Source organism: Nostoc sp. TCL240-02, from assembly GCF_013343235.1.
Taxonomy (GTDB): domain Bacteria; phylum Cyanobacteriota; class Cyanobacteriia; order Cyanobacteriales; family Nostocaceae; genus Nostoc.
In genome coordinates this window covers 4471762-4491151 of record NZ_CP040094.1, presented here as the reverse complement: position 1 = coordinate 4491151, position 19390 = coordinate 4471762, and the positions used below count along the sequence as shown (strand labels likewise).

Sequence of the window (19390 nt, the reverse complement as noted above, 5' to 3'; positions counted from 1 at the left end):
TATTACTCATGAACGCAACCAGTGCCAATCCACAAAGATACTATACTCGTATCCTCAGCCTAGCTATAGCAGTTTTATTACTGTTACTGGGCATATTTGCCAGCATTACTTACGGTACTGCTGACATTTCCATCTCCCAAATACTTACCGCCTTTACTAACTTTGATGACTCCACCGAACACATAATTATCCGCTCAATGCGTCTACCACGTGCACTGATTGCAAGTATGGTCGGTGCTAGTTTGGCTATAGCCGGGGCGTTAATGCAAGGATTGACTCAAAATCCCTTAGCTGCGCCTGGGATTTTGGGGATCAATGCAGGTGCAGCCTTAGCGGTGGTAGTAATGGTCTTTGGCTTGGGTATATCAACACCCGCCCTGATTACCCTTGTAGCATTCTTGGGAGCATTGTTAGCAGCGATCGCAGTTTATTCCCTCGGTTCCCTGGGACAAGGGGGTACAACACCATTGAAGTTGACTATTGCTGGTGCAGCCCTCACCGCCTTACTATCTTCAATTACCACAGGTGTACTGATTTTGAGCGATCGCACTCTGGAAGAAGTTCGCTTCTGGCTAGCAGGTTCTCTAGCAGGACTAGACTTCAATCTATTTCTGACTGTGTTGCCTTGGATGATAGTGGGGCTATTAACAGCTTTTGCCTTAAGTAGACAGATCAATGTTCTCAGTTTAGGAGAATCGGTAGCTACAGGCTTAGGTCAGCAAACAGGTTGGATCAAGTTGGCAACAGCATCGAGCGTTGTCATTTTAGCGGGAAGTGCTGTAGCATTAGCGGGGCCTGTCGGCTTTGTAGGTCTGGTAGTTCCTCATCTGGCGCGGGGAGCGATGGGTATTGATCATCGTTGGGTATTGCCTTGTGCAGCTGTGTTTGGTGCAGATTTACTAGTATGGGCAGATTTAGCAGCCCGTTGGTTAATTAGACCCCAAGAATTACCTGTTGGCGTGATGACAGCAATGTTAGGAGCGCCCTTTTTGTTGTATCTAGTGCGTTGGCGGGTGAAAAGATGACAACAATTCAAAGTACCAAATTCCAAATTCCAAATTTCATCCTCAGCAACCAGCCTGTAACTAAAGTCTTGTTGGTAATGCTATTAATCACCCTCGCTGTCTTGGGAATGAGCCTCAGTTTGGGAGATTACCCTGTCCCGCCAGCAGATATAGTGAAAGCTGTTCTTGGTTTACCAACTCAAGATCCTGAATCTCCCTTTGTTGTTGTTACCTTGCGTTTACCTAGAGTGTTAATCTCTTGGTTGATAGGAGTAGGCTTGGCCGTTGCTGGTGCAATTTTACAAGGATTGACACGTAATCCTTTAGCTGATCCTGGTATCGTTGGGGTAAATGCAGGTGCAGCCTTAGCAGCAGTGAGTTTGATTGTATTATTCCCGACTGTACCCACTATGTATTTACCCCTAGCGGCCTTTAGTGGTGCTTTTGTTGTGGCCTGTCTTATCTGTTTGCTAGCTGGTACGGGGGAAAAATCACCTCTACGTTTAGTGTTGGTGGGAGTATCACTCGCGGCAATTATGGGAGCTTTCACGACTTTAATGTTGACTTTCGGTCAAATCAGCAACGTCAGTAGAGCGCTGGTATGGTTGGCGGGTAGTGTTGCTGGTAAAAGTTGGGAGCAACTTTGGCAACTGCTACCTTGGCTAGTCGTCTTCCTTCCCTTAGCTTTACTGCTGGCGCGGGAACTTGATACTCTGCAACTGGGTGACTTGGTAGCTAAAGGACTCGGTAGCCGAGTTACATGGCAAAGGAGCAAATTATTGTTAGTGAGTGTGGCACTGGCTGGAGCAAGTGTGGCGATCGCCGGTACAATTGGCTTTGTTGGATTAATGGCTCCTCATTTAGCACGCAGACTTGTTGGAGCAATACATCAAAATTTATTACCAGTTGCCGCCTTAATCGGGGGATTATTGGTAGCATCAGCAGATTTTTTGGGTCGGACAATGTTTACTCCGACAGAATTACCCTGTGGTTTGCTCACTGCTGCCTTGGGAGCGCCTTATTTTATCTATTTACTATACCAAAAGCGGCAACGATGAGTATTAGCTGCTTTGATATACTACACAAATAGTAGGAATCAAATAAGTCGTGTTAGTTTTATGAGGCAGTTATGACAACTTCAAATAGTGAGTTTGAAATCACCAAAACTGAAGAAGAGTGGCGTGCAATTTTAACGCCAGAACAGTATGAAGTAATGCGTCAACATGGAACTGAACGCGCTTGTACTAGCCCACTTGATCAGCAAGATACCGAGGGTACTTATATATGTGCAGCTTGTAGTTCACCACTTTTTACATCTAATACTAAATTCAGCAGTGGTACAGGCTGGCCTAGTTTTTTCGCTCCCATAGAAGGGGCAATTGGTACATCTATAGACAAATCATATAATATGACCAGAACTGAAGTGCATTGTCGTCGCTGCGGTAGTCATCTAGGTCATGTATTTGGCGACGGCCCTGCCCCTACTGGTCAACGCTACTGCATGAATGGGATTGCTCTCAAGTTTATTCCTGAGCCAGACTGACTATGGAGTTTTTGGGCATGGGGCATGGGGAAGAAGTTGATTGTTTAAGCCATTTTGTCATCAAGATTCTTATCCAGTAAAGGTTTGGTGAAATTACGTGCGTTTACCCTGCTTAAGACTCTGGCAGCCAAAAGGTAGTCGCTAGATGCAAACGGTGTTGAGTTGCATTCAAAGAAATAGGAGATACCATGTGCCAAGAGCGATCGCAACGTACAATAGCAACTGAATATTGCGGCAAGGGTGGAACTTCTTTAACTACAGATGTAGTCTGATTATCTTTAAGAATTCGGAAATGCCCTCCCCATTCAGGGTTCCATCCCTCATTGAAATAGAAAAGTTGAGTTACATGTTTACGCGGGATATCTGTATGAGGACGGTTCCAGAATCCTAAATCATGTCGTGTTAAATAAATTGTTAGTGAATGGTTTTTAAAATCCAAATTAGTAAGATGCTCCATTGCCTCTCGATAATCAGGAGTGAGAAGTTGTTCAATCAATTTTTGCCAACTAAGACTCAGATCCTTGATATCTTGTAGACCTTTGTATTTACTTTCATCCAGAATGCAGCGTGCAAAAAACCTGTAGTCATTATATGTATATTCTGGGTATCCATCTGGCTCAAAGTCTCTAGCATGATATTCTTTATAGTTTGTAGTAGCAAAACTGTTTGCTAGTTCAGATTGTACTGAAGTGTCAAGCAAGTTTTCAAATATAATCCATTTATAAGGAATTTCTTGCATAGTTGCATTACTAATTGCATTCAAGTTCAACATAATCCCTCTTAAAAAACTTTCAAATAGTTTATTGCTGTTTAACTAAATATCGCTCCAAATCGTCTATCATCCGATTGGCTGCAAGGGGGCCAAACTGAACCCAGTAAAACCCCACCTCATGAACTTTTTCCTGTTGGACAACTTTCAACTTTGACCACAACGGTTTTGCTTTGAGTTCCTCAAGTATTGGGTGTAAATCCCTTGTGCCCAGTGCGTCTTCTGATACTAGAAATAAAATATCCCCATCTAACTTACTCAAAAGTTCCTCTGATAAAGCATAGGCAGCAGGGCCACCCCCTAGACTCAGGGTTGCTTGACTATCTAAAGTTTGAGAGAAAGGACGTGCAACACCCGCATCTTTAAGAATAACTCCTGAAAAACTTGCCTTCGCCCACAGCCAAAGTGCATCAGTACGCAATTCGGCAACCGATACTAAAGTTGTGTTCAGGCGATCGCCCATTTTTGCTTTAAACTGTTTTAAACGTGCATAATAATTATCCATTACCTGCTGGGCTGTTTTAGTTTTACCCAGAACACGGGCTGTGAAAGCAAAAGATTCTTTCCAAGCTCCACTGGCTCCAGGAGGAGCCAAAACGGTGGGTGCAATGTGTGATAAAAGTGGATAAATATCTTGATGAAAATGCATACCAAGAATTAGGTCCGGTTTGAGAAACAAGACTTTTTCGATACTAGGAGAGAGCCAATCTACATCTTCAATACCTGATAGCGGGCCTACTAATCGCTGCAATTGTGAGACAAATGACTTTGAGGCAGCTATAGGTTTGATCCCCAACGCCAAAGCATTTTCTAAACAACGACCACTAAGCACAACAACTCGTTGAGGATGAGCAGGAACTATTGTCTTACCCATGAAGTGCTGAACTACTCGAACCTGACTTAAAGAAGAAACACTCTTAGAATGGCTAACTTTTGGGTAATTAAAAAAGAAACAACCGTTTAGCCACACTACCACAGCAAGCAACCCTAAAAGGGGCAGGCATAGGACAAAACACTTGGCTAACCAATGAGTTGTTCTCATTAAAATTCCCACTTCACTGTCAACTGTGCTGTATACGGACGACCAGGAATAATTCTTTGGAGATTGTCAAAGCTTGCTTCATAATATCGAACATTAAATATGTTATTCAAGTTGAGTCCAACGCTAAAGTTATTATTCCGATAGTACAGAGCTGCATCGGTGAGAAAGTAACTTGGGATTGTAAATGTATTCAAACTATCTGGCTTATTATCTCCAACGTAGTTAAAGCCAATTCCACCTCCAAAACCTTTCAGAGAGCCAGTACCAAAGGTGTAAGTTGTCCACAAACTAGCGACATGCTCTGGTACTCCGGATACTCGATTCCCGACTGGAATATCATTGTCTTTCGTAATGCGTGCGTCTGTATAACCGTAGAAGCCAATCACATTCCAACCAGGAAGAATTTCTCCTGTAACACTCAGTTCTACTCCCCGACTTCTTTGTTCTCCTGTTTGCACACTATAATCGGAATCGGTAGGATCGGTAGTCAAAATGTTAGTTAGTGTCAGATCATATAAAGCAAGTGTTGCTGAGAGTTTGTTATCGAATAAATCAGTCTTAACGCCCACTTCATACTGAGTACCCCGCTGTGGTTTAAAAAGGCTGTCATTTTTATCTGCACCCGTTACTTGTTCAAAAGAGCGGCTATAGCTGGCGTAGAGTGAGACAGGCGCTATGGGTTGATAAACTATACCTACCCTTGGACTAAAGGCAGAATCAGACTGGACACTCGCCGTTGATGCAATCCGATTAGCAAACTCATTCTCCACAAAATCATAACGTCCACCCACAAGTAGTTTGAGGTTATTGGCAAGTGTCACTTGGTCTTGAAGATAAAAGCCTAAAGCATCGTCTCTAAAGAAGATATCAATTCTTCCAAGAGTGGCACCTAAAGGTTGACCATACACTGGGTTAAAGACATCAAGAGGGGCCGCAGCTGTTCTAATTATACCAGTGCTTCGGGTTTGTCTAAATAAGTCAAACCCCGCCAAAAGTTTATGTTTTATACTACCAATGTTAAAATCACCAATAACATGAGTATCTATTGTATAAGCTTCATACTCTGTTGGCTTTGAATAAGTAACCTGTGTTCTTCCGACAGTGCGGTTGTCTGCTTGCAGTGGACTAGTAACAAATGTATTACGTAAATCAAGGGTTAAAAATGCAGCTTGAAATGAATTACTAATAGACCAGTTATCGTTAAAGCGATGTTCTAGATTGTAATTATATCTATTAAGCTGGCGGTTAAAGAAATCAGTCGGTTCCCCTAAATAACGGTTAATAGGGATTTTTCCATTTGGATTAGGAAGTATAGTTCCACTAGCAATCTGCTCATTAGTAGAACCTAGCGACTGTTGTATGTCTTCATATTTTAAATCAAAAGTTAGATTTGTATTTTTCCCTATACGCCAATTAACAACAGGCGAAACGAAAAAACGCTTTTCATTGGAAAAATCAGTAAAGTCTTCTGCGGTTCTGTAAGAAGTATTTAAGCGATACGACAGACTGCCATCTTTTGTCAGAGGGCTAGAAAAGTCAAGTGAGGGTTGAAAAAGTTCATAACCACCACGCCTTACTTCAAAGGCATAGTAAGGTTGACTCAAAGGCTTTTTGGTGACTATATTAATGATTCCACCTGGATTAACTTGACCATAAATTACAGAGTTTGGCCCTCTAACAACTTCCACTCTATCTATGTTTGTCAGCGAACTTGAAAAAGCAGCAACATCTGCAAAGCGGTCTTTGATGCCATTCCTATAAACGTTTCTGGCTCTAAAACCTCGAATCGAAAAAGTGTCTACAAATCCGGATGAAAAATTATTTTGGACAACGCCAGCATTTCTGAGTATCCCAATTAAGTTACGCGGTTGTTGGTCTTCGATAACCTGCTGAGGAATCACCTGAATCGAAGCGGGAATATCACGCAATGGTGTATCTGTTTTCGTTGCAGTAGTCGCATCTGGAACGCGATAGTTTGTATCTGGTGGAGCAGTCACATTTAACTCAATAGGCTTTTCTGGCTCTGTTGTAGATGGTTTTTGTTCTGGCGTTGTTGTTGGCTGTTGAGCAGTAGAAGTACTAGGGGTCACTCCAAAAACTAAACCTTCTTTTGTACTATCAAACAACTCCACCGCAGGCGCACTCATTTCCCCAGTCACCGTTACTCGCAATGTGTTCGCATCTAAATTTGCAACTGTTACTTCTGCAATTCCGGCTACTGGCTTTTCTTGTCTAAAATCCCCACTTCTTAGTTGCAACTTGGCGTTAGGGATATCTGCAATATAGGAATTACCCTCAGTTTTCGGTGAAATTTGTAATTTGAGAGAATTAGCTGTGACTAAAATTAACTCTATTCCTTTATCAGTAGAATTAACCTTCACATCTGTAACCAATACCACATCTGTAGTTACTTGACTAAGTTCAAGAAACTTGTTCTGCTCTCTAGGTACTCTCCATAAATATAAAGCATTAGTTTTAGGAAGCTGTAGTTGATTCAATGACTGAATTTCACTCTTGACTTCACCTGAACTTGCGTTAGATTTTTCAGATAATAGTTGTTCAGCATTAGCCGAATTATTTACAGTCAGGCAAAGAACTGGTATTGACCAGCCAATAACAGCATAAAGTAGTTTTACACGCATTTTATACATACAGACCAGCACACTACACTACACTAGAATCGCTTCAATCAGAACTGGGTATTGGGTTTTGGTAAATTCTTTGAAATTTGGCAAGAATTCAATCACTTCCTACATTTTCCTGACTTGATTACCTAATCCCCAATAATCTTAAATAACCAAGTTGGTAAAAAAAGCTGTTTATACCAACCTGATGATTTCAAAACAATACAATACTCAGAGTGTTAGTGTCTTATTCAAGCCGGACTTTTTTTATTCAAAACGGACTTTTATCTACGACAAGACTTAGGACTGATCCCAAACTTCTTACGAAAAGCATTGCTAAATGAGGGTAAACTAACATAGCCTACTTTCAGAGCTACTTCTGTAATATTCATGTTTCCTTGGATTAGCAGTTTATGAGCTAGCTCCATCCTATAATGATGTAAATAGCCGAATACTGTAGTCCCAAAGACCTGTCGAAAACCTTGTTTAAGTTTGCGATCGTTTAATCCTACTTGCCGTGCTAGTTGTATAAGAGAGGGTGGGTTATCGTGATGCTTTAATAAAATTTCCTTAGCATGATAAACGCGGTCAACCTCTGACGCTCTAAGTGCATAAATTTCTAGTGAACCTTGGTGAATTTGTATTTCTTGTTCTATGATTAATGCTACCAATTCCCAAACTTTGCTTTCAAGATACATTCGCTTAGTCACACCTTGGTAGGGACATTGAAGAATTTGTTGTACAGCTACCTGCATAACTGGAGTTTGGGTTCCATAGCGCTCATATGTTAATAGATCCCAGCGTCTGATTAGATGTTGTAATTCTGGAGTAAGTTCGCCAGATAGATTTCCTGCAAAGTTGCGAAACGCATCTGGATGTACATGAACAGCTACTTCTACTATCCGCGCTGATGGCTCGAATATAGCGCACTCAGATGCCATACCACTACCACTCAAAAAGTATTCTCCAGTCTTAAACTCAAGATTTTTAGATTGGCTATCTATTAAAATAAAGAATCGGAATTCTAATGGATGCTTGCGGTCAGGAACTTTTAAAACTATTGATTTGTCTTGCTGATACTTGTCGATGTCTATAGATATGCTATCTCGTAGCTGAATATGTCGCCAATACCCTTTACCAACACCAAATTGATATTTTCTGATAATATCAAACTCATCGCTACTGCTGCCATTATCATAAATTATTTCTGCTTCGTATAAGATTTTTAAGTAATCGGCTTGCGAGAGTATTAGTGTCATCGTAATAGTAACTTACTAGAAAATTCTGAAATGAAGAAATAGGAAATATGTGATTATTTCAAGTAAAAAATATGTAGAATGAAGTATAATTAACTGTATGTTTAAATTATAAAAATCGCTTAAGTAGACGCTGACAAGGAATGATTTGAATTGATTAGGAAATATCTTGCAACGGTGTATCTCTCTTTATTACCGTATTTATATTCGATACTCGATAGGTATCTACCAAAGCTCTCACCTCTAATTCAATTGCTCACTACACGCTCAATTAAGCTATGAAGGGTAAGTGGAAGACCTATTACCCTTTATCCAAAATCCTATGACAGTCTCACCCCAAGATTCGTGTTCCTTGAATTGGGGGTGTTGCATCAAGTACATCAGTTAACCTAGTTGAAATACTACCAACTTTGTGAGTAAAATATCAAATATCTTGCTGATACAAATCTTAAAAACAGTATTCTAAATCTTGCTGCTCTGACGGGAGCAACTTATTATTGGACTGCTGAAATTGACTATTGAAGCTGTTTTTAATTAAAATCATCTGGGAAAGTACTGTTAAGTTGACCCAAATCTTTTGTCAGAGTATCTTTACCAAATGCAGTATTAAGTAGCCAAGATTATTGGTAATTTCATAATAATACAATCTAAATATCTATCAAGCAGGACGATCGCTTACCCTCATACTGCCAATACTCATTTGTCATGAAAACCTGATGATCTCAATCATCTAGCCGCATCAATATTCTGATTAAGTTTTTAATTCTTGACTGTGCAACCACTAGACCTTCTCATCCTTCTGTATTAGGGGTTTGCACCTTACAAGCGTGCCATTCGGATTTGAGCATTTTCTCTTGGTGATGACCAACTGGGTTAGCAAATGATGAAAAGGCGATGTCTAAATTGGCTGCCCTTATGCTAAATCGCATTCCTAAATGTTAAATATCTTGGCTATATGTATGATATACTTGCTAAAAATCAGTGGAATTGTCAAAAAATTAATATACCTGACAAAAAAAACGGCAAACACTAGAAAACTTTGCTATTACGCTGGCTAGTTCAGTTTGTCCATTGCAGCTTTTTCTAACGGAGAGATACATACAACCTCATGAAACTGGACGTGAATCTTTACAACAACCTGAAGTTAATTAGAACTCGCTTAGGTATGAGCCAGCAAGAATTAGCTAATGTAGTTCAGCGAGTTGCAATTTGCCAAGAGCAGTGCCGTATATTTATTGAGGATGAGGACATCCAGGAATCATAACTCTGTCCCCAAAATCAGCCAAGCAACAATTCCTGTCGTGTCAGTCACAGATATGAAGGTGAACACTACGAAGCTTCCTAAAGTCGCGATCGCATTATGGTGAACCATTAACGCTACAAGGCATAATTTCGTGGGAGTTTTGACAGCGCAAGAGTGGAATGACACCCTTGAAAAATTGATTATTCCCAAATTTTGAGGTTTGAGAGTATTTATGTCAGATGATATCGATGTTCTTTGGATCAGTTCTAGTCATGTATTGCAGCGTTTTGATCGACCATTACTAAGATACATATCGCAGTACGTGAATGTGGCTCAATGGGAATATTGCCACTACAAAGATGAAGGTAGTTCTATAGATGAAGCTGTAGATTTGGTGGATGAATTTTTAGGACAGTATTCTCATCCTATACATTTAGCAGGTCATGGTGCTGGTGGTGCCATCGCCTTAAGCGTTGCTCGTCGCTATCCCCAAAAAGTGCAATCCCTAGTCTTATTGGCTGTAGCTTCTCAACCTGCTAATACTTGGCATGTCAACTATTATCTACAAAGACAAGTATTTACTATGAGTCGTGAGCAAGTTTTAGCAAGCAGTGTTCGTCATCTCTTTGGCGAGCAACCCCATAATACTACTAAAAAGTTAATGGCTGTGTTATGTAGAGATTTAGAACAATCCCCTCTTTCGCACTCTCTTTTCAAGTTAATGGAGTTACCTAAAGGCGGAGTTTCTATGCCCATGATGATATGTGGTAGCAAGAATGATCCCATTGTTAATTCACCTGCATTAACAGGCTGGTTAAAAGGGTTTAAACCTGAAGATCATCTCTGGCAATGTCCTCAAGGCTATCATTTTTTTCACTACTTTTATCCTCAAAAAGTCTGCGAACAAATGTTGAATTTTTGGCAGCGATATTACCTAAGACCAATTCTGACATCTCCATTAGTTTCCCGAAATCTGGCAAATTAACAAGTATTATTTTGAGGTGTATATATACACTGATAAATTTTTGATGTAATTATTTGGAATATTTCATTAGTTTCATTCAGCATATTAGTGTAAAATATTTTGCTTACTAAGGCGAATTTTAAACATAGAATTTTTCCGCTACATTTAAACCTCATGTGTACCATATTCCTATGAATAAAAACTCAGATTTTCTTTCGGAAATATGTGATTTTCTTTATCCACGTAGTCCATATTATGGACAATTCAAGCCAGAGTATTTGGCATTTAATGCACATCTGCAAGAGTTTTCACAACGGGTAAACTACATATCTAGTCTGCAAACTGCTGGGAAAATTTCTCCAGAAGAAGCTTATAAACAAATTCACCACCTTTGGAAGCAGTTAAAATCTGCTAAAAAAGCACTAGTAAATAGCTAGTGTGGGGAGAGCATACACTACCCCGCCCTACGATCGCGATCCTCTGGGAAAGTACTAATGTATGTTTACCCAAGTCTTTTGTTAGAGTTTCTTTACTAAGTGCAGGACTAAGTACCCAATATTCTTGGTAATATATCATCGCAATATGATTTACATATTTATCCTAAAGGGCGATCGCTAACTTGAAAGAAACTCTTGGTATGTGATGACTCCACAGTTAAAAAAGAAAGCCATCCGCCAGCAGAAGCCACAAAGCCTCCACACACGCCATTACACACTTTCAGACCAATTATCCTTGCAATCAGCCCTATGGAGAACACAGTCCTTGAAACCCAACATCTGAGCCTCGCTTACGACGGCAAACCCGTCATATTCGGTCTTAACCTGTTGATTCCCACAGGACAAATTACTGCTCTAGTCGGCCCTAATGGCTGTGGTAAATCTACTCTCCTGCGGGGTTTGGCTAGATTACTCAAACCCCATATTGGTACTGTATATCTCAATGGTGCTGATATCTTTCGACAGTCAACAACCAAAGTTGCACAGCAACTTGGTATTCTTCCTCAAGGGCCATCTGCACCAGAAGGATTGACTGTGCGAGATTTGGTAGCCCAAGGTCGTTATCCATATCAACATAATTGGTTTCAATCTTGGACTGCTGAAGATGAGCTTCAAGTCCGCAAAGCATTAACAACTACAGACCTTAACGAATTAGCTAATAGAGCCGTAGATACCCTCTCTGGTGGACAGAGGCAACGTGCTTGGATAGCTATGACTTTAGCACAAGATACAAAAATTTTATTATTGGATGAGCCGACTACTTTCTTAGATTTAGCGCATCAAGTGGAGGTGCTGGAATTACTGTGGGATTTGAATCAACTTGAGGGGCGGACAATTGTCATGGTGTTGCATGACCTGAATCAGGCGTGTCGTTATGCTCATCACTTAGTAGCTTTACGCGATGGCGCTGTTATGGGTTATGGAAATCCAGCAGATGTAATGACAGAAGAAATGGTGCAGGACGTGTTTGGATTAGCTTGTCGAATTGTACCAGATCCAGTAACGGGTAAACCTTGGTGTGTTCCTTTGGGTCGGGATCGCTATCGTCTAACGCAAGATCCATAAACCCCTGTGCCTAGTTTAAAGACTTTTTCTGACATCGAACTCAAGTGATTATGAGCGAGTTTTCTATTCAAATTGATATGAAAAAGCTGATTTTAGTTGATGCTCAAGCGGACTCTTCATTTTCAAGTAGTACCCAGTTGCCCGATGTACACAGTCTACGTGCCGGCTTTCTTCATCATGCTGATCGCCTCCCGCACCATGCGGCCTTGTCCCTCGGAAAACGTATCTATACTTATGCTGAGGTCGCTGACACGGCTCGTCGCTGGGCTGCGTGCCTTGTCGCCGCCGCCGAGGGTCGCCCTTACCGCATCGGTATCTTTGCCTACCGCAGTGAAACCTCATATCTGGGAGTTCTAGCCAGTCTCTTTGCAGGTGCGGCGTTTGTCCCATTGAACCCCAAGTTTCCTCTGGAGCGCACACGCGCTATGATCGAGCAGGCTGACCTGGATGCTCTGCTTGTTGACAACGAGTCCTTGCCGCAGCTGCCTGGGTTGCTGCGGGGATTGCCCCACCAGCCAGCGATCCTGCTGCCAGCTACAAATAGACAGGAAGTGCAAAGTACCCTGTCTGGACTGGTGTTTGATCGCCAGGATCTCGCAAAAACTTCGCCTTTATCGACCCTGCCAGCGATCGCACCCGATGATCTAGCATACCTTCTCTTTACTTCAGGCAGCAGTGGAATTCCGAAGGGAGTACCCATCACCCATGCCAATGTTCGTGCCTTCTTAAATGTGAACCTGGCGCGTTACGGGCTGACACCTGCCGATCGACTCACTCAGACCTTCGACCAAACCTTTGACCTATCGGTGTTCGATCTGTTTATGGCGTGGGAGAGTGGTGCTTGCGTATGTTCGATGCAACCGATCGAACTTCTTGCACCCTTCCGCTTCCTTGAAGAACATCAGATCACGGTGTACTTCTCGGTTCCCTCGGTTGCAGCACTACTAATTAAACGTGGCGCACTGACTCCCGGCATTATGCCGAGCTTGCGTTGGAGCCTCTTCTGTGGCGAAGGACTACCCCGCGCGATCGCAGAGGCGTGGCAGGCGGCCGCTCCGCAATCAATCATTGAGAATCTCTATGGGCCTACAGAACTCACCATTGCCTGTGCAGCTTATAGGTGGAATTCCGTAACTTCGCCTGCGGAATGCGTACACGATCTAGTTCCCATTGGTGAGGTATACCCCGGTTTGTCGCCCCTGGTGGTTGATGCCTCACTCCGTGAGGTTGCACCAGGCGAAGTTGGCGAACTCTGTGTATCAGGACCGCAGACCTCGCCTGAGTACTGGCGCGATCCGGAATTGACAGCTACGCGCTTCTTTGAAAAACAAACATCGGAGGTAACGACCCGCAGGTACTATCGGACAGGAGATCTCGTCATCCGTCGAGGAGATCATTATGTTTACCTCGGTCGCAGCGATCAGCAGGTAAAGGTCAGTGGGTATCGGATTGAGCTTGGCGAAATCGAGGCAGTTCTCCGTCGTGTAGGCTGCATCGAGGCAGTTGCGCTGCCGTGGCCCGACGAACACCAGCCTGACTTCATTGTTGCCGTCGTTTCTGGTGTTGCTGATTCGTCAAAACTGAGTGCTATTGCAGCACAGTATTTGCCGAACTATATCATGCCACGCTCAATTTTCATCCTTGACGATATGCCGCTTAATGGCAACGGCAAGGTTGACCGCAAAGCTTTGCGACAATGGCTCAAAGAATACTTAACTCATGAACCTAATCGTCAAGGATAAATACTGATGAATGAATTAGATTTACACCTCCGCCATGATCTTATCTCATCGAAAGATCAGATGGCGATCGCACCAGAAGGAGTAGAAATCATCACCACCGTAGACTCGCTGATCGCCCGCGTACTTGGGATTAATATTGAACGCATCAACAACGACTTAATGTATCAATCAATCCGGGAATGGGACTCACTGAGCCATGTGACGCTGATGATTGCCCTGGAAACCGAGCTGGGGACGAAAATTACTGACCAGATTATGTTACAGCTCCATTCAGTTAGCGCGATTCGAGAGTTCGCCCAGACGCACACGACTCACACTGATGAGGGTGCAAAGTCAGCACCTACCGTCACCCCTGGGATTAAGCCAACGACCGTCACAGTGCATCGCGGGTTAGAAGGTGTCTACATTGAGCGCAGCACAATTACAAACATCGATGGCGAAAGAGGCGTGCTTGAACATCGCGGCTACAATATTCACGATTTAGTGGAACAGTCTTCGTTCGAGGAGACAGCATGGCTGTTACTCAATGGGCAACTGCCTGATGCCCCCACCCTCGCAGCCTTTCAAGAGGAGCTTCGATTACACCGTGAGCTACCTGCGGCGATCGTTGATCTTGTGCGGATGCTTGCTCACACCCATCCGATGGAAGTCTTGCGAACCGGCATCTCTGCCTTAGGTGCGCTGGCGTGCAATGGTCAAGACGAGTCGCAAGAAGCAGCCATGCGCTCTGGGCTTCGTCTGATCGCACAAATCCCAACACTGGTTGCCACTCATCATGCAATCCGCAGTGGACGGGAACCTATAGCGCCCCATTTAACCTTTTCACACGCTAAAAACTTTCTCTATATGCTGTTTGGAGAAGAGCCGTCACCCAGTGCAGTCCGCTTCGTGGACAAGGATCTTATTGCACACGCGGAGCATGGCTTAAATGCTTCAGCGTTTGCGGCTCGTGTTGCGATCGGATGCAAGGCAAACCTTTATGCAGCAATCACCGCCGCCATTGCAGCCTTCTCAGGATCTTTGCATGGTGGTGCAACCGAGCGAGCTCTTGAACTGATTGATGCAGTCGGCACACCAGAAAACGCCGAAGCCTATGTGCGTAACTGCCTGGAAAGAAATCAGCCTGTGATGGGCTTTGGGCATCGGGTATATCGAACCGAAGATCCCCGCGTCCGTCACTTTCGTGAAGCTGCCCGCAGTCTCAGTTGGGAGCGCAGAGACACCCACGGACTCGCTATCATTGAAGCTATTGTTAAGGCGATGGAGCCTTACTCACTGCATGGGGTTGAACCAAATGCAGACCTCTATGCCGGACTTACCTACCGCCTGCTTGGATTGCCTAATGACTTGGCTGTACCGATGTACGTCGCCGGACGGATTGCAGGATGGATCGCCCAGTCCTTAGAGCAGAAAAGCAACAATGTTCTGATTCGTCCTCGACTGCAATACGTCGGCGCAACGAGCCGCAAGTACCGTCTCTTAAACTCACTTGCCGAACCGCAAACTTACTAGCAGGAAGTGCAAAACTACGAATTACGAATTTTGAATAGGAAAGTTTGTCTCGACTAATCCTCAACTTGGCATTTCTGTTCAATGAAACTCAAAAGCTCTTCTTCAAACTGGTTCAAATAGGAGCGCTTCAACTCTCCCAAACATTTCAAAACTGCCTCTGCTGGTGCTTCTAGCTTGCCACTGTCCCGTAACCTACTGATGCGATCGCAAATTACCTGCATCTGCTGACATTCCGATTCCAGGTAGTTCAGTGGCTTTAGGTGGTCGATTCTGACGGTGTACTGTCCATCCCACATTGTGACTGTACAACTGAACTCACCAACATGGTTGACTATACCCCAGCATCCACCTTTACCTCTGAGTTCTGGGTTGTCCTTTGCAAGAATTTGACAGACTTCGCCTAGCTGGTAGGTGTTGGGTACTTTGGTTCGCTCAATAATGCGCTGCACCACATTCTTCACAATCCTACCACTTGGAACTTTACCACCCGCTTCCTCCACTGCCTTCTGCCAAGCTTCTCTTTGCACTTCTGGCTCTAAAGAAACCAAAGGGCGTACTTGACGTTCATTATTTGGCAGAATTTGTAAACCATTGGTTAACATTTTTGGAGTCTGTAATTCATCCGTAGCTATTTCCTCTTTTTGTAAACTATTGGTTAACAAATTGTCCATGACTGTCGCTGCGGCAATCTTGTAGCTGGCTGCTATCCGTGTGTAACCAAACCTTTGCTTGCAATATTCTTCAAACGTTTTGTGAGTGGAGCGATATAATCTGCGATCGCGTAACTCCGTAAGCGCCTTACCTACTTCAAAAAACGCTCTTTCGACTTTTCGCTCCAAATACAGGCGATGGCTTTGTTCTTCTTGCGTCAACTCCTCCACTTGAGCAGCAGTAACCGTAATCGTTGCTGTAGCAGGATTTTCTGGATCAAAGGTATCCTCAGCAGAACTAGCGGATGGCTTTGAGTCGTTGGATGTAACAGAGGTGGCTTTTTTGCGCTTAAGTGGTAGTTTATTCACTAGTCCACCTTTGCCTGAACAGTAGTTGAACGAATATCAAGCTGTGCCATGATAAGGATGTAATCGTACTAAAGTTTATTCCCCAAACCTTTTGCTGAGGTTGGGGTTTTTCGTTGGCTGGTTTACATATTTCATATTGGCATCTGCGGTCATCACCCTTTTTGCTTTATCAATTTTGGTGTTTAGTCCGCGTTCCCACAAACAGAATAGCTAGGACAAAGAAAGCAGCAAGTAAATTTATACCCCTCGAAACCCCTTGCTGAAGCTGTGGGACTATAGAGGCATCAGCACGATATCTCAACTCGTTTTTATATTTGAAACACCATCACATTTATAGTTTCTTCAAATTTCAACGCAGTAAAATATCGGGGCATCATAACCATGCCTTCATGAAAGTTCTTAGGTTTAAAAACTGAAGACCGATAAATTAGTAATAAAGTTAGTTCACCTACCATATTTGAGGGATCGCACAATTTCACATTGGGCGGTTGCTTTTAGTTTTGAGGTGATTGCCATAAAAGTTTAGCTTTACCAAATATTTGGAAAGCTTTTGCTGTGAGTGATTTACTCTTTACTAGCATCACTTTATCAACTATATTATGAATGCGTCAAGTGACACTAGTAAAGAATATATTATGTTGGAACTAGATTTAATTACGACTGTCGCGTGGAAACCAGCCTTTGGAGAAAAGTTGAAGCAAATGCGTGGAAAGCTCTCTAGGCGTTCACTTGCCGAAGAAATTCAAGGGCGGTTTGATTATAAAGTTTCTCAGCAATATATTCAGCTTTTAGAGAATCCTAATATGCCAAAAGCTCCACAAAACGTTTCTTTTCAATTGCTTAGGTATATTTGTCAGGTACTTGAACATGATGTGCAAGAAATTTTTGGCTCACCCAAAATTATATCTCCTAATTAGTACTTGATTTTTATAAGTGGTACTAGTAAGCTGATAAGTATGAGTTTCAGCTTCGCTGAACTGAAATGAGATTCAAACTCAAAGCAAAAGAGCGTCGTGCTACTAACACAACGCCCTTTTGTTCATCCAAACTCAAGGCGACCGCCACGGTCTGGACAACTATTGCGATCGCCTTTTTTGTATTACGGAGATTTCAATTATGACCCATTCAACCTACACACAGCAAGCCCTTTCGCATTACACCCTCCCCCGCCTCAAAAGAATCGCTGCCGAACGTGGCGTAACACCCACTGAGGACAAAAGAGCGACTGACACCTGGGTAAACGCAATCATCACCCACCAATCAACCCAGCTTCAGAAAGTTGACAACCAAGCCCTCGCCCACTTCATCGCTGACCAAGCCCAAGCGATCGCTCCTAAACCCCTCAGAATAGTCGAAATCTCGTTTTCTGATTACGAATATTACGCTGGTAATCAACTGATAGCCAGCATCAGCCATGACGATAACCACTTAACGCAACGCTGGGTAGTTATGGTCAACGATAAAGAAGTATTTCGTGCCAACACTCTAATGCGTTGCGATGGCTTCATCTGCACTCACTACAAAGATGGCACACTGCCAGTCCAAGAAGCAGAGGTGCAAGGGAGCAGGGGTGCAGAGGGGAAAAATCTACAACAGCTTTCTCCTCTGCCCCTCCGCTCCTCTGCGCCCATGCTTTCCTCTTCTACTGAAAACCAAATCATGGCGCATATCTTCAACGAGTGCCAGAATTACGGGTTTGAAATTCTCGATGATGGCATTTACAACAACAACGGCGTGAAACTGGGGCAAGTCGGATGCACTGACGGCAACTGGTGGGTGAAGAGGCGTTATTCAGTCCAGCAGCAGTATTCTAACTCGGTGTTTGATGCTGTGCGTTCATTGTCGATGATGGACGTGTCTACTGATGGTAAATCCATTTTTGAGGAATATTTTTTAGATCAGCCGTTAGAACAGCTAACTGGCGATAAATTGCAACGGCTGCTGGAGAGAACGGAGTTAGTCACAGCGTAAGTCTTGGGCTTCGCCTGGGAAAAGGTTTTTGGGATTGGGGAAAAGGTAAATTTCTTCATTCCCTTCCCCCTTACCCCTTTCCCTTTTCCCTAAAACACATTCCCTTCATTCACCTATTCATCTATGCAACCCACAATCTCGATCCCTCAACACTGGCCCTACCCTCGCTTTAACTTAGAACAGCATACACAACAGGGCATCATCTTGGGACTTTATTACTATCCCTCTGGTACAGAGTTGGCTAAACAATTTAATGATGGTTGGCGCTATGTACTGATGCCTAATAAAAACTCTGATGAAATATCTTACTTGCAAGAGAATCAAATCCAACCGCTTACACCAGAAGAATTATTCTCAGAAATTACCGCAGAGATTGAGTTTTATCAACAGCAAATCTCTATTCTGCAACAACAGTTAGCTGTAGTCACCGGAGGTTTCACAAATGCCTAAGACGGTTGACCCCAGTTTTGATCGCAGAGCAAATTATTTGCTGCGTTCAATTCAGCTTTGTGGTGGTTGTGTTCCTCTACATCGCTTGCAATTCCAATTCTCCGATTCAGTTATTCAAACTCTGCTGGATAAAGAACTGGTGCAAATACAGAATACCGGATGCGGCTTTTTGTTGGAGATTGCCGAAGATTCTTAGGTTATTAATCCCAGAGGAAAAACATGATTAACTACATTAACGCTCTCAAAACCAGTTGGTATATCTCCCCACCTTGGGGTCAAATAATTCCACCTATTGAGGTGAATTTACTGGAGAGAGTTTACCTGAAAACTACGAGAACATTTGGTTATTGCTCTGGTGTGCAATGGAAATATGAATGTTGGCTTTATACAGTCATCTGTGGTGATGAAATTGTTCACGCTACAGAACATCAAATCATTGGGACTGGTCAATTAGAACCTCTCACGGTGCAAAAACCTGCTTTCGCTTTAGGACAGAAAGTAATCCTATGTTCTTATGGTGATGACACAAAGCAACGGCTGATTTTAGGAGTTGTACTTGTGGATAAGTTTTGGTTTTACCTTGTCGAATTGATATCGCCAACATTGGCTGAAACACCGACCATACTTAATCGCTTCTCGCTGCTTGGTGAAAAAAGTTTGGTGCGCGTGAATGTCTAATTCTCTCTAAT

The 19390-nt window shown here is 43.0% G+C and carries 19 protein-coding genes; 14 read left to right on the top strand and 5 right to left on the bottom strand.

The window, feature by feature from the left end:
• Positions 1 to 8: 8 nt before the first annotated feature.
• The 3 genes from FBB35_RS19030 (at position 9) to msrB (ending at position 2547) form a co-directional block, all read left to right on the top strand.
• Positions 9 to 1025 carry an iron ABC transporter permease gene (locus tag FBB35_RS19030; protein WP_174710949.1) on the top strand — a complete coding sequence of 339 codons (1017 nt, stop codon included), beginning with the start codon at positions 9 to 11 and terminating at the stop codon, positions 1023 to 1025.
• Positions 1022 to 2062: an iron ABC transporter permease gene (locus FBB35_RS19025; RefSeq protein ID WP_174710948.1), complete on the top strand. Its 1041-nt coding sequence runs from the start codon at positions 1022 to 1024 to the stop codon at positions 2060 to 2062. The genes FBB35_RS19030 and FBB35_RS19025 overlap by 4 nt, the downstream gene beginning before the upstream one ends.
• A 71-nt stretch (positions 2063 to 2133) precedes the next feature.
• Complete coding sequence (gene msrB / locus FBB35_RS19020) at positions 2134 to 2547, top strand: peptide-methionine (R)-S-oxide reductase MsrB (protein WP_174710947.1); 414 nt, start codon at positions 2134 to 2136, stop codon at positions 2545 to 2547.
• A 112-nt stretch (positions 2548 to 2659) separates the two neighbouring features.
• Here the strand turns inward: msrB and FBB35_RS19015 are convergent, their stop codons facing one another.
• The 4 genes from FBB35_RS19015 to FBB35_RS19000 form a co-directional block, all read right to left on the bottom strand.
• A complete protein-coding gene (locus tag FBB35_RS19015) occupies positions 2660 to 3319 on the bottom strand; it encodes a 2OG-Fe(II) oxygenase (RefSeq protein WP_174710946.1) in 660 nt (219 codons plus the stop codon).
• Between the two features lie 28 nt (positions 3320 to 3347).
• Positions 3348 to 4358 carry an iron-siderophore ABC transporter substrate-binding protein gene (locus tag FBB35_RS19010; RefSeq protein WP_174710945.1) on the bottom strand — a complete coding sequence of 337 codons (1011 nt, stop codon included), beginning with the start codon at positions 4356 to 4358 and terminating at the stop codon, positions 3348 to 3350.
• Positions 4358 to 7000 (bottom strand): TonB-dependent siderophore receptor, encoded by a 2643-nt coding sequence (locus tag FBB35_RS19005; protein ID WP_174710944.1) that lies wholly within the window; start codon positions 6998 to 7000, stop codon positions 4358 to 4360. The genes FBB35_RS19010 and FBB35_RS19005 overlap by 1 nt, the downstream gene beginning before the upstream one ends.
• Before the next feature lie 266 nt (positions 7001 to 7266).
• On the bottom strand, positions 7267 to 8241 hold the full coding sequence (locus FBB35_RS19000; protein ID WP_174710943.1) for an AraC family transcriptional regulator: 975 nt from the start codon (positions 8239 to 8241) through the stop codon (positions 7267 to 7269).
• A 1105-nt stretch (positions 8242 to 9346) separates the two neighbouring features.
• Between FBB35_RS19000 and FBB35_RS18995 the strand changes: the two genes are divergently transcribed.
• The 6 genes from FBB35_RS18995 (at position 9347) to FBB35_RS18970 (ending at position 15261) form a co-directional block, all read left to right on the top strand.
• The gene (locus FBB35_RS18995) at positions 9347 to 9502 is read left to right on the top strand and encodes a hypothetical protein (RefSeq protein WP_174710942.1); all 156 of its coding nucleotides are present in this window, start codon (positions 9347 to 9349) and stop codon (positions 9500 to 9502) included.
• 211 nt (positions 9503 to 9713) lie between these two features.
• Positions 9714 to 10466: an alpha/beta fold hydrolase gene (locus FBB35_RS18990; RefSeq protein WP_174710941.1), complete on the top strand. Its 753-nt coding sequence runs from the start codon at positions 9714 to 9716 to the stop codon at positions 10464 to 10466.
• A 170-nt stretch (positions 10467 to 10636) separates the two neighbouring features.
• Positions 10637 to 10882, top strand: a complete 246-nt coding sequence (locus tag FBB35_RS18985; RefSeq protein ID WP_174710940.1) for a hypothetical protein — start codon at positions 10637 to 10639, stop codon at positions 10880 to 10882.
• A gap of 309 nt (positions 10883 to 11191) precedes the next feature.
• Positions 11192 to 12007 carry an ABC transporter ATP-binding protein gene (locus FBB35_RS18980; protein ID WP_174710939.1) on the top strand — a complete coding sequence of 272 codons (816 nt, stop codon included), beginning with the start codon at positions 11192 to 11194 and terminating at the stop codon, positions 12005 to 12007.
• A 50-nt stretch (positions 12008 to 12057) separates the two neighbouring features.
• Positions 12058 to 13749, top strand: a complete 1692-nt coding sequence (locus FBB35_RS18975) for an amino acid adenylation domain-containing protein (RefSeq protein ID WP_174710938.1) — start codon at positions 12058 to 12060, stop codon at positions 13747 to 13749.
• 6 nt (positions 13750 to 13755) lie between these two features.
• Positions 13756 to 15261: a citrate/2-methylcitrate synthase gene (locus FBB35_RS18970; protein ID WP_217481657.1), complete on the top strand. Its 1506-nt coding sequence runs from the start codon at positions 13756 to 13758 to the stop codon at positions 15259 to 15261.
• A 53-nt stretch (positions 15262 to 15314) separates the two neighbouring features.
• Here FBB35_RS18970 and FBB35_RS18965 read toward each other — a convergent pair whose 3' ends face one another.
• Positions 15315 to 16280 (bottom strand): hypothetical protein, encoded by a 966-nt coding sequence (locus FBB35_RS18965; protein ID WP_174710937.1) that lies wholly within the window; start codon positions 16278 to 16280, stop codon positions 15315 to 15317.
• Positions 16281 to 16879: 599 nt separating this feature from the next.
• Here FBB35_RS18965 and FBB35_RS18960 point away from each other — a divergent pair.
• The 5 genes from FBB35_RS18960 (at position 16880) to FBB35_RS18940 (ending at position 19379) form a co-directional block, all read left to right on the top strand.
• On the top strand, positions 16880 to 17197 hold the full coding sequence (locus FBB35_RS18960) for a hypothetical protein (RefSeq protein WP_174710936.1): 318 nt from the start codon (positions 16880 to 16882) through the stop codon (positions 17195 to 17197).
• Between the two features lie 199 nt (positions 17198 to 17396).
• Positions 17397 to 18251, top strand: coding sequence for a hypothetical protein (locus tag FBB35_RS18955; RefSeq protein ID WP_174710935.1), 855 nt, complete (start codon positions 17397 to 17399; stop codon positions 18249 to 18251).
• A 123-nt stretch (positions 18252 to 18374) separates the two neighbouring features.
• On the top strand, positions 18375 to 18701 hold the full coding sequence (locus tag FBB35_RS18950; protein ID WP_174710934.1) for a hypothetical protein: 327 nt from the start codon (positions 18375 to 18377) through the stop codon (positions 18699 to 18701).
• Positions 18694 to 18897 (top strand): hypothetical protein, encoded by a 204-nt coding sequence (locus tag FBB35_RS18945; protein WP_174710933.1) that lies wholly within the window; start codon positions 18694 to 18696, stop codon positions 18895 to 18897. Before FBB35_RS18950 ends, FBB35_RS18945 begins: the two co-directional genes overlap by 8 nt.
• Positions 18898 to 18920: 23 nt before the next feature.
• Positions 18921 to 19379 carry a DUF1392 domain-containing protein gene (locus tag FBB35_RS18940; RefSeq protein ID WP_174710932.1) on the top strand — a complete coding sequence of 153 codons (459 nt, stop codon included), beginning with the start codon at positions 18921 to 18923 and terminating at the stop codon, positions 19377 to 19379.
• Positions 19380 to 19390 lie beyond the last annotated feature (11 nt).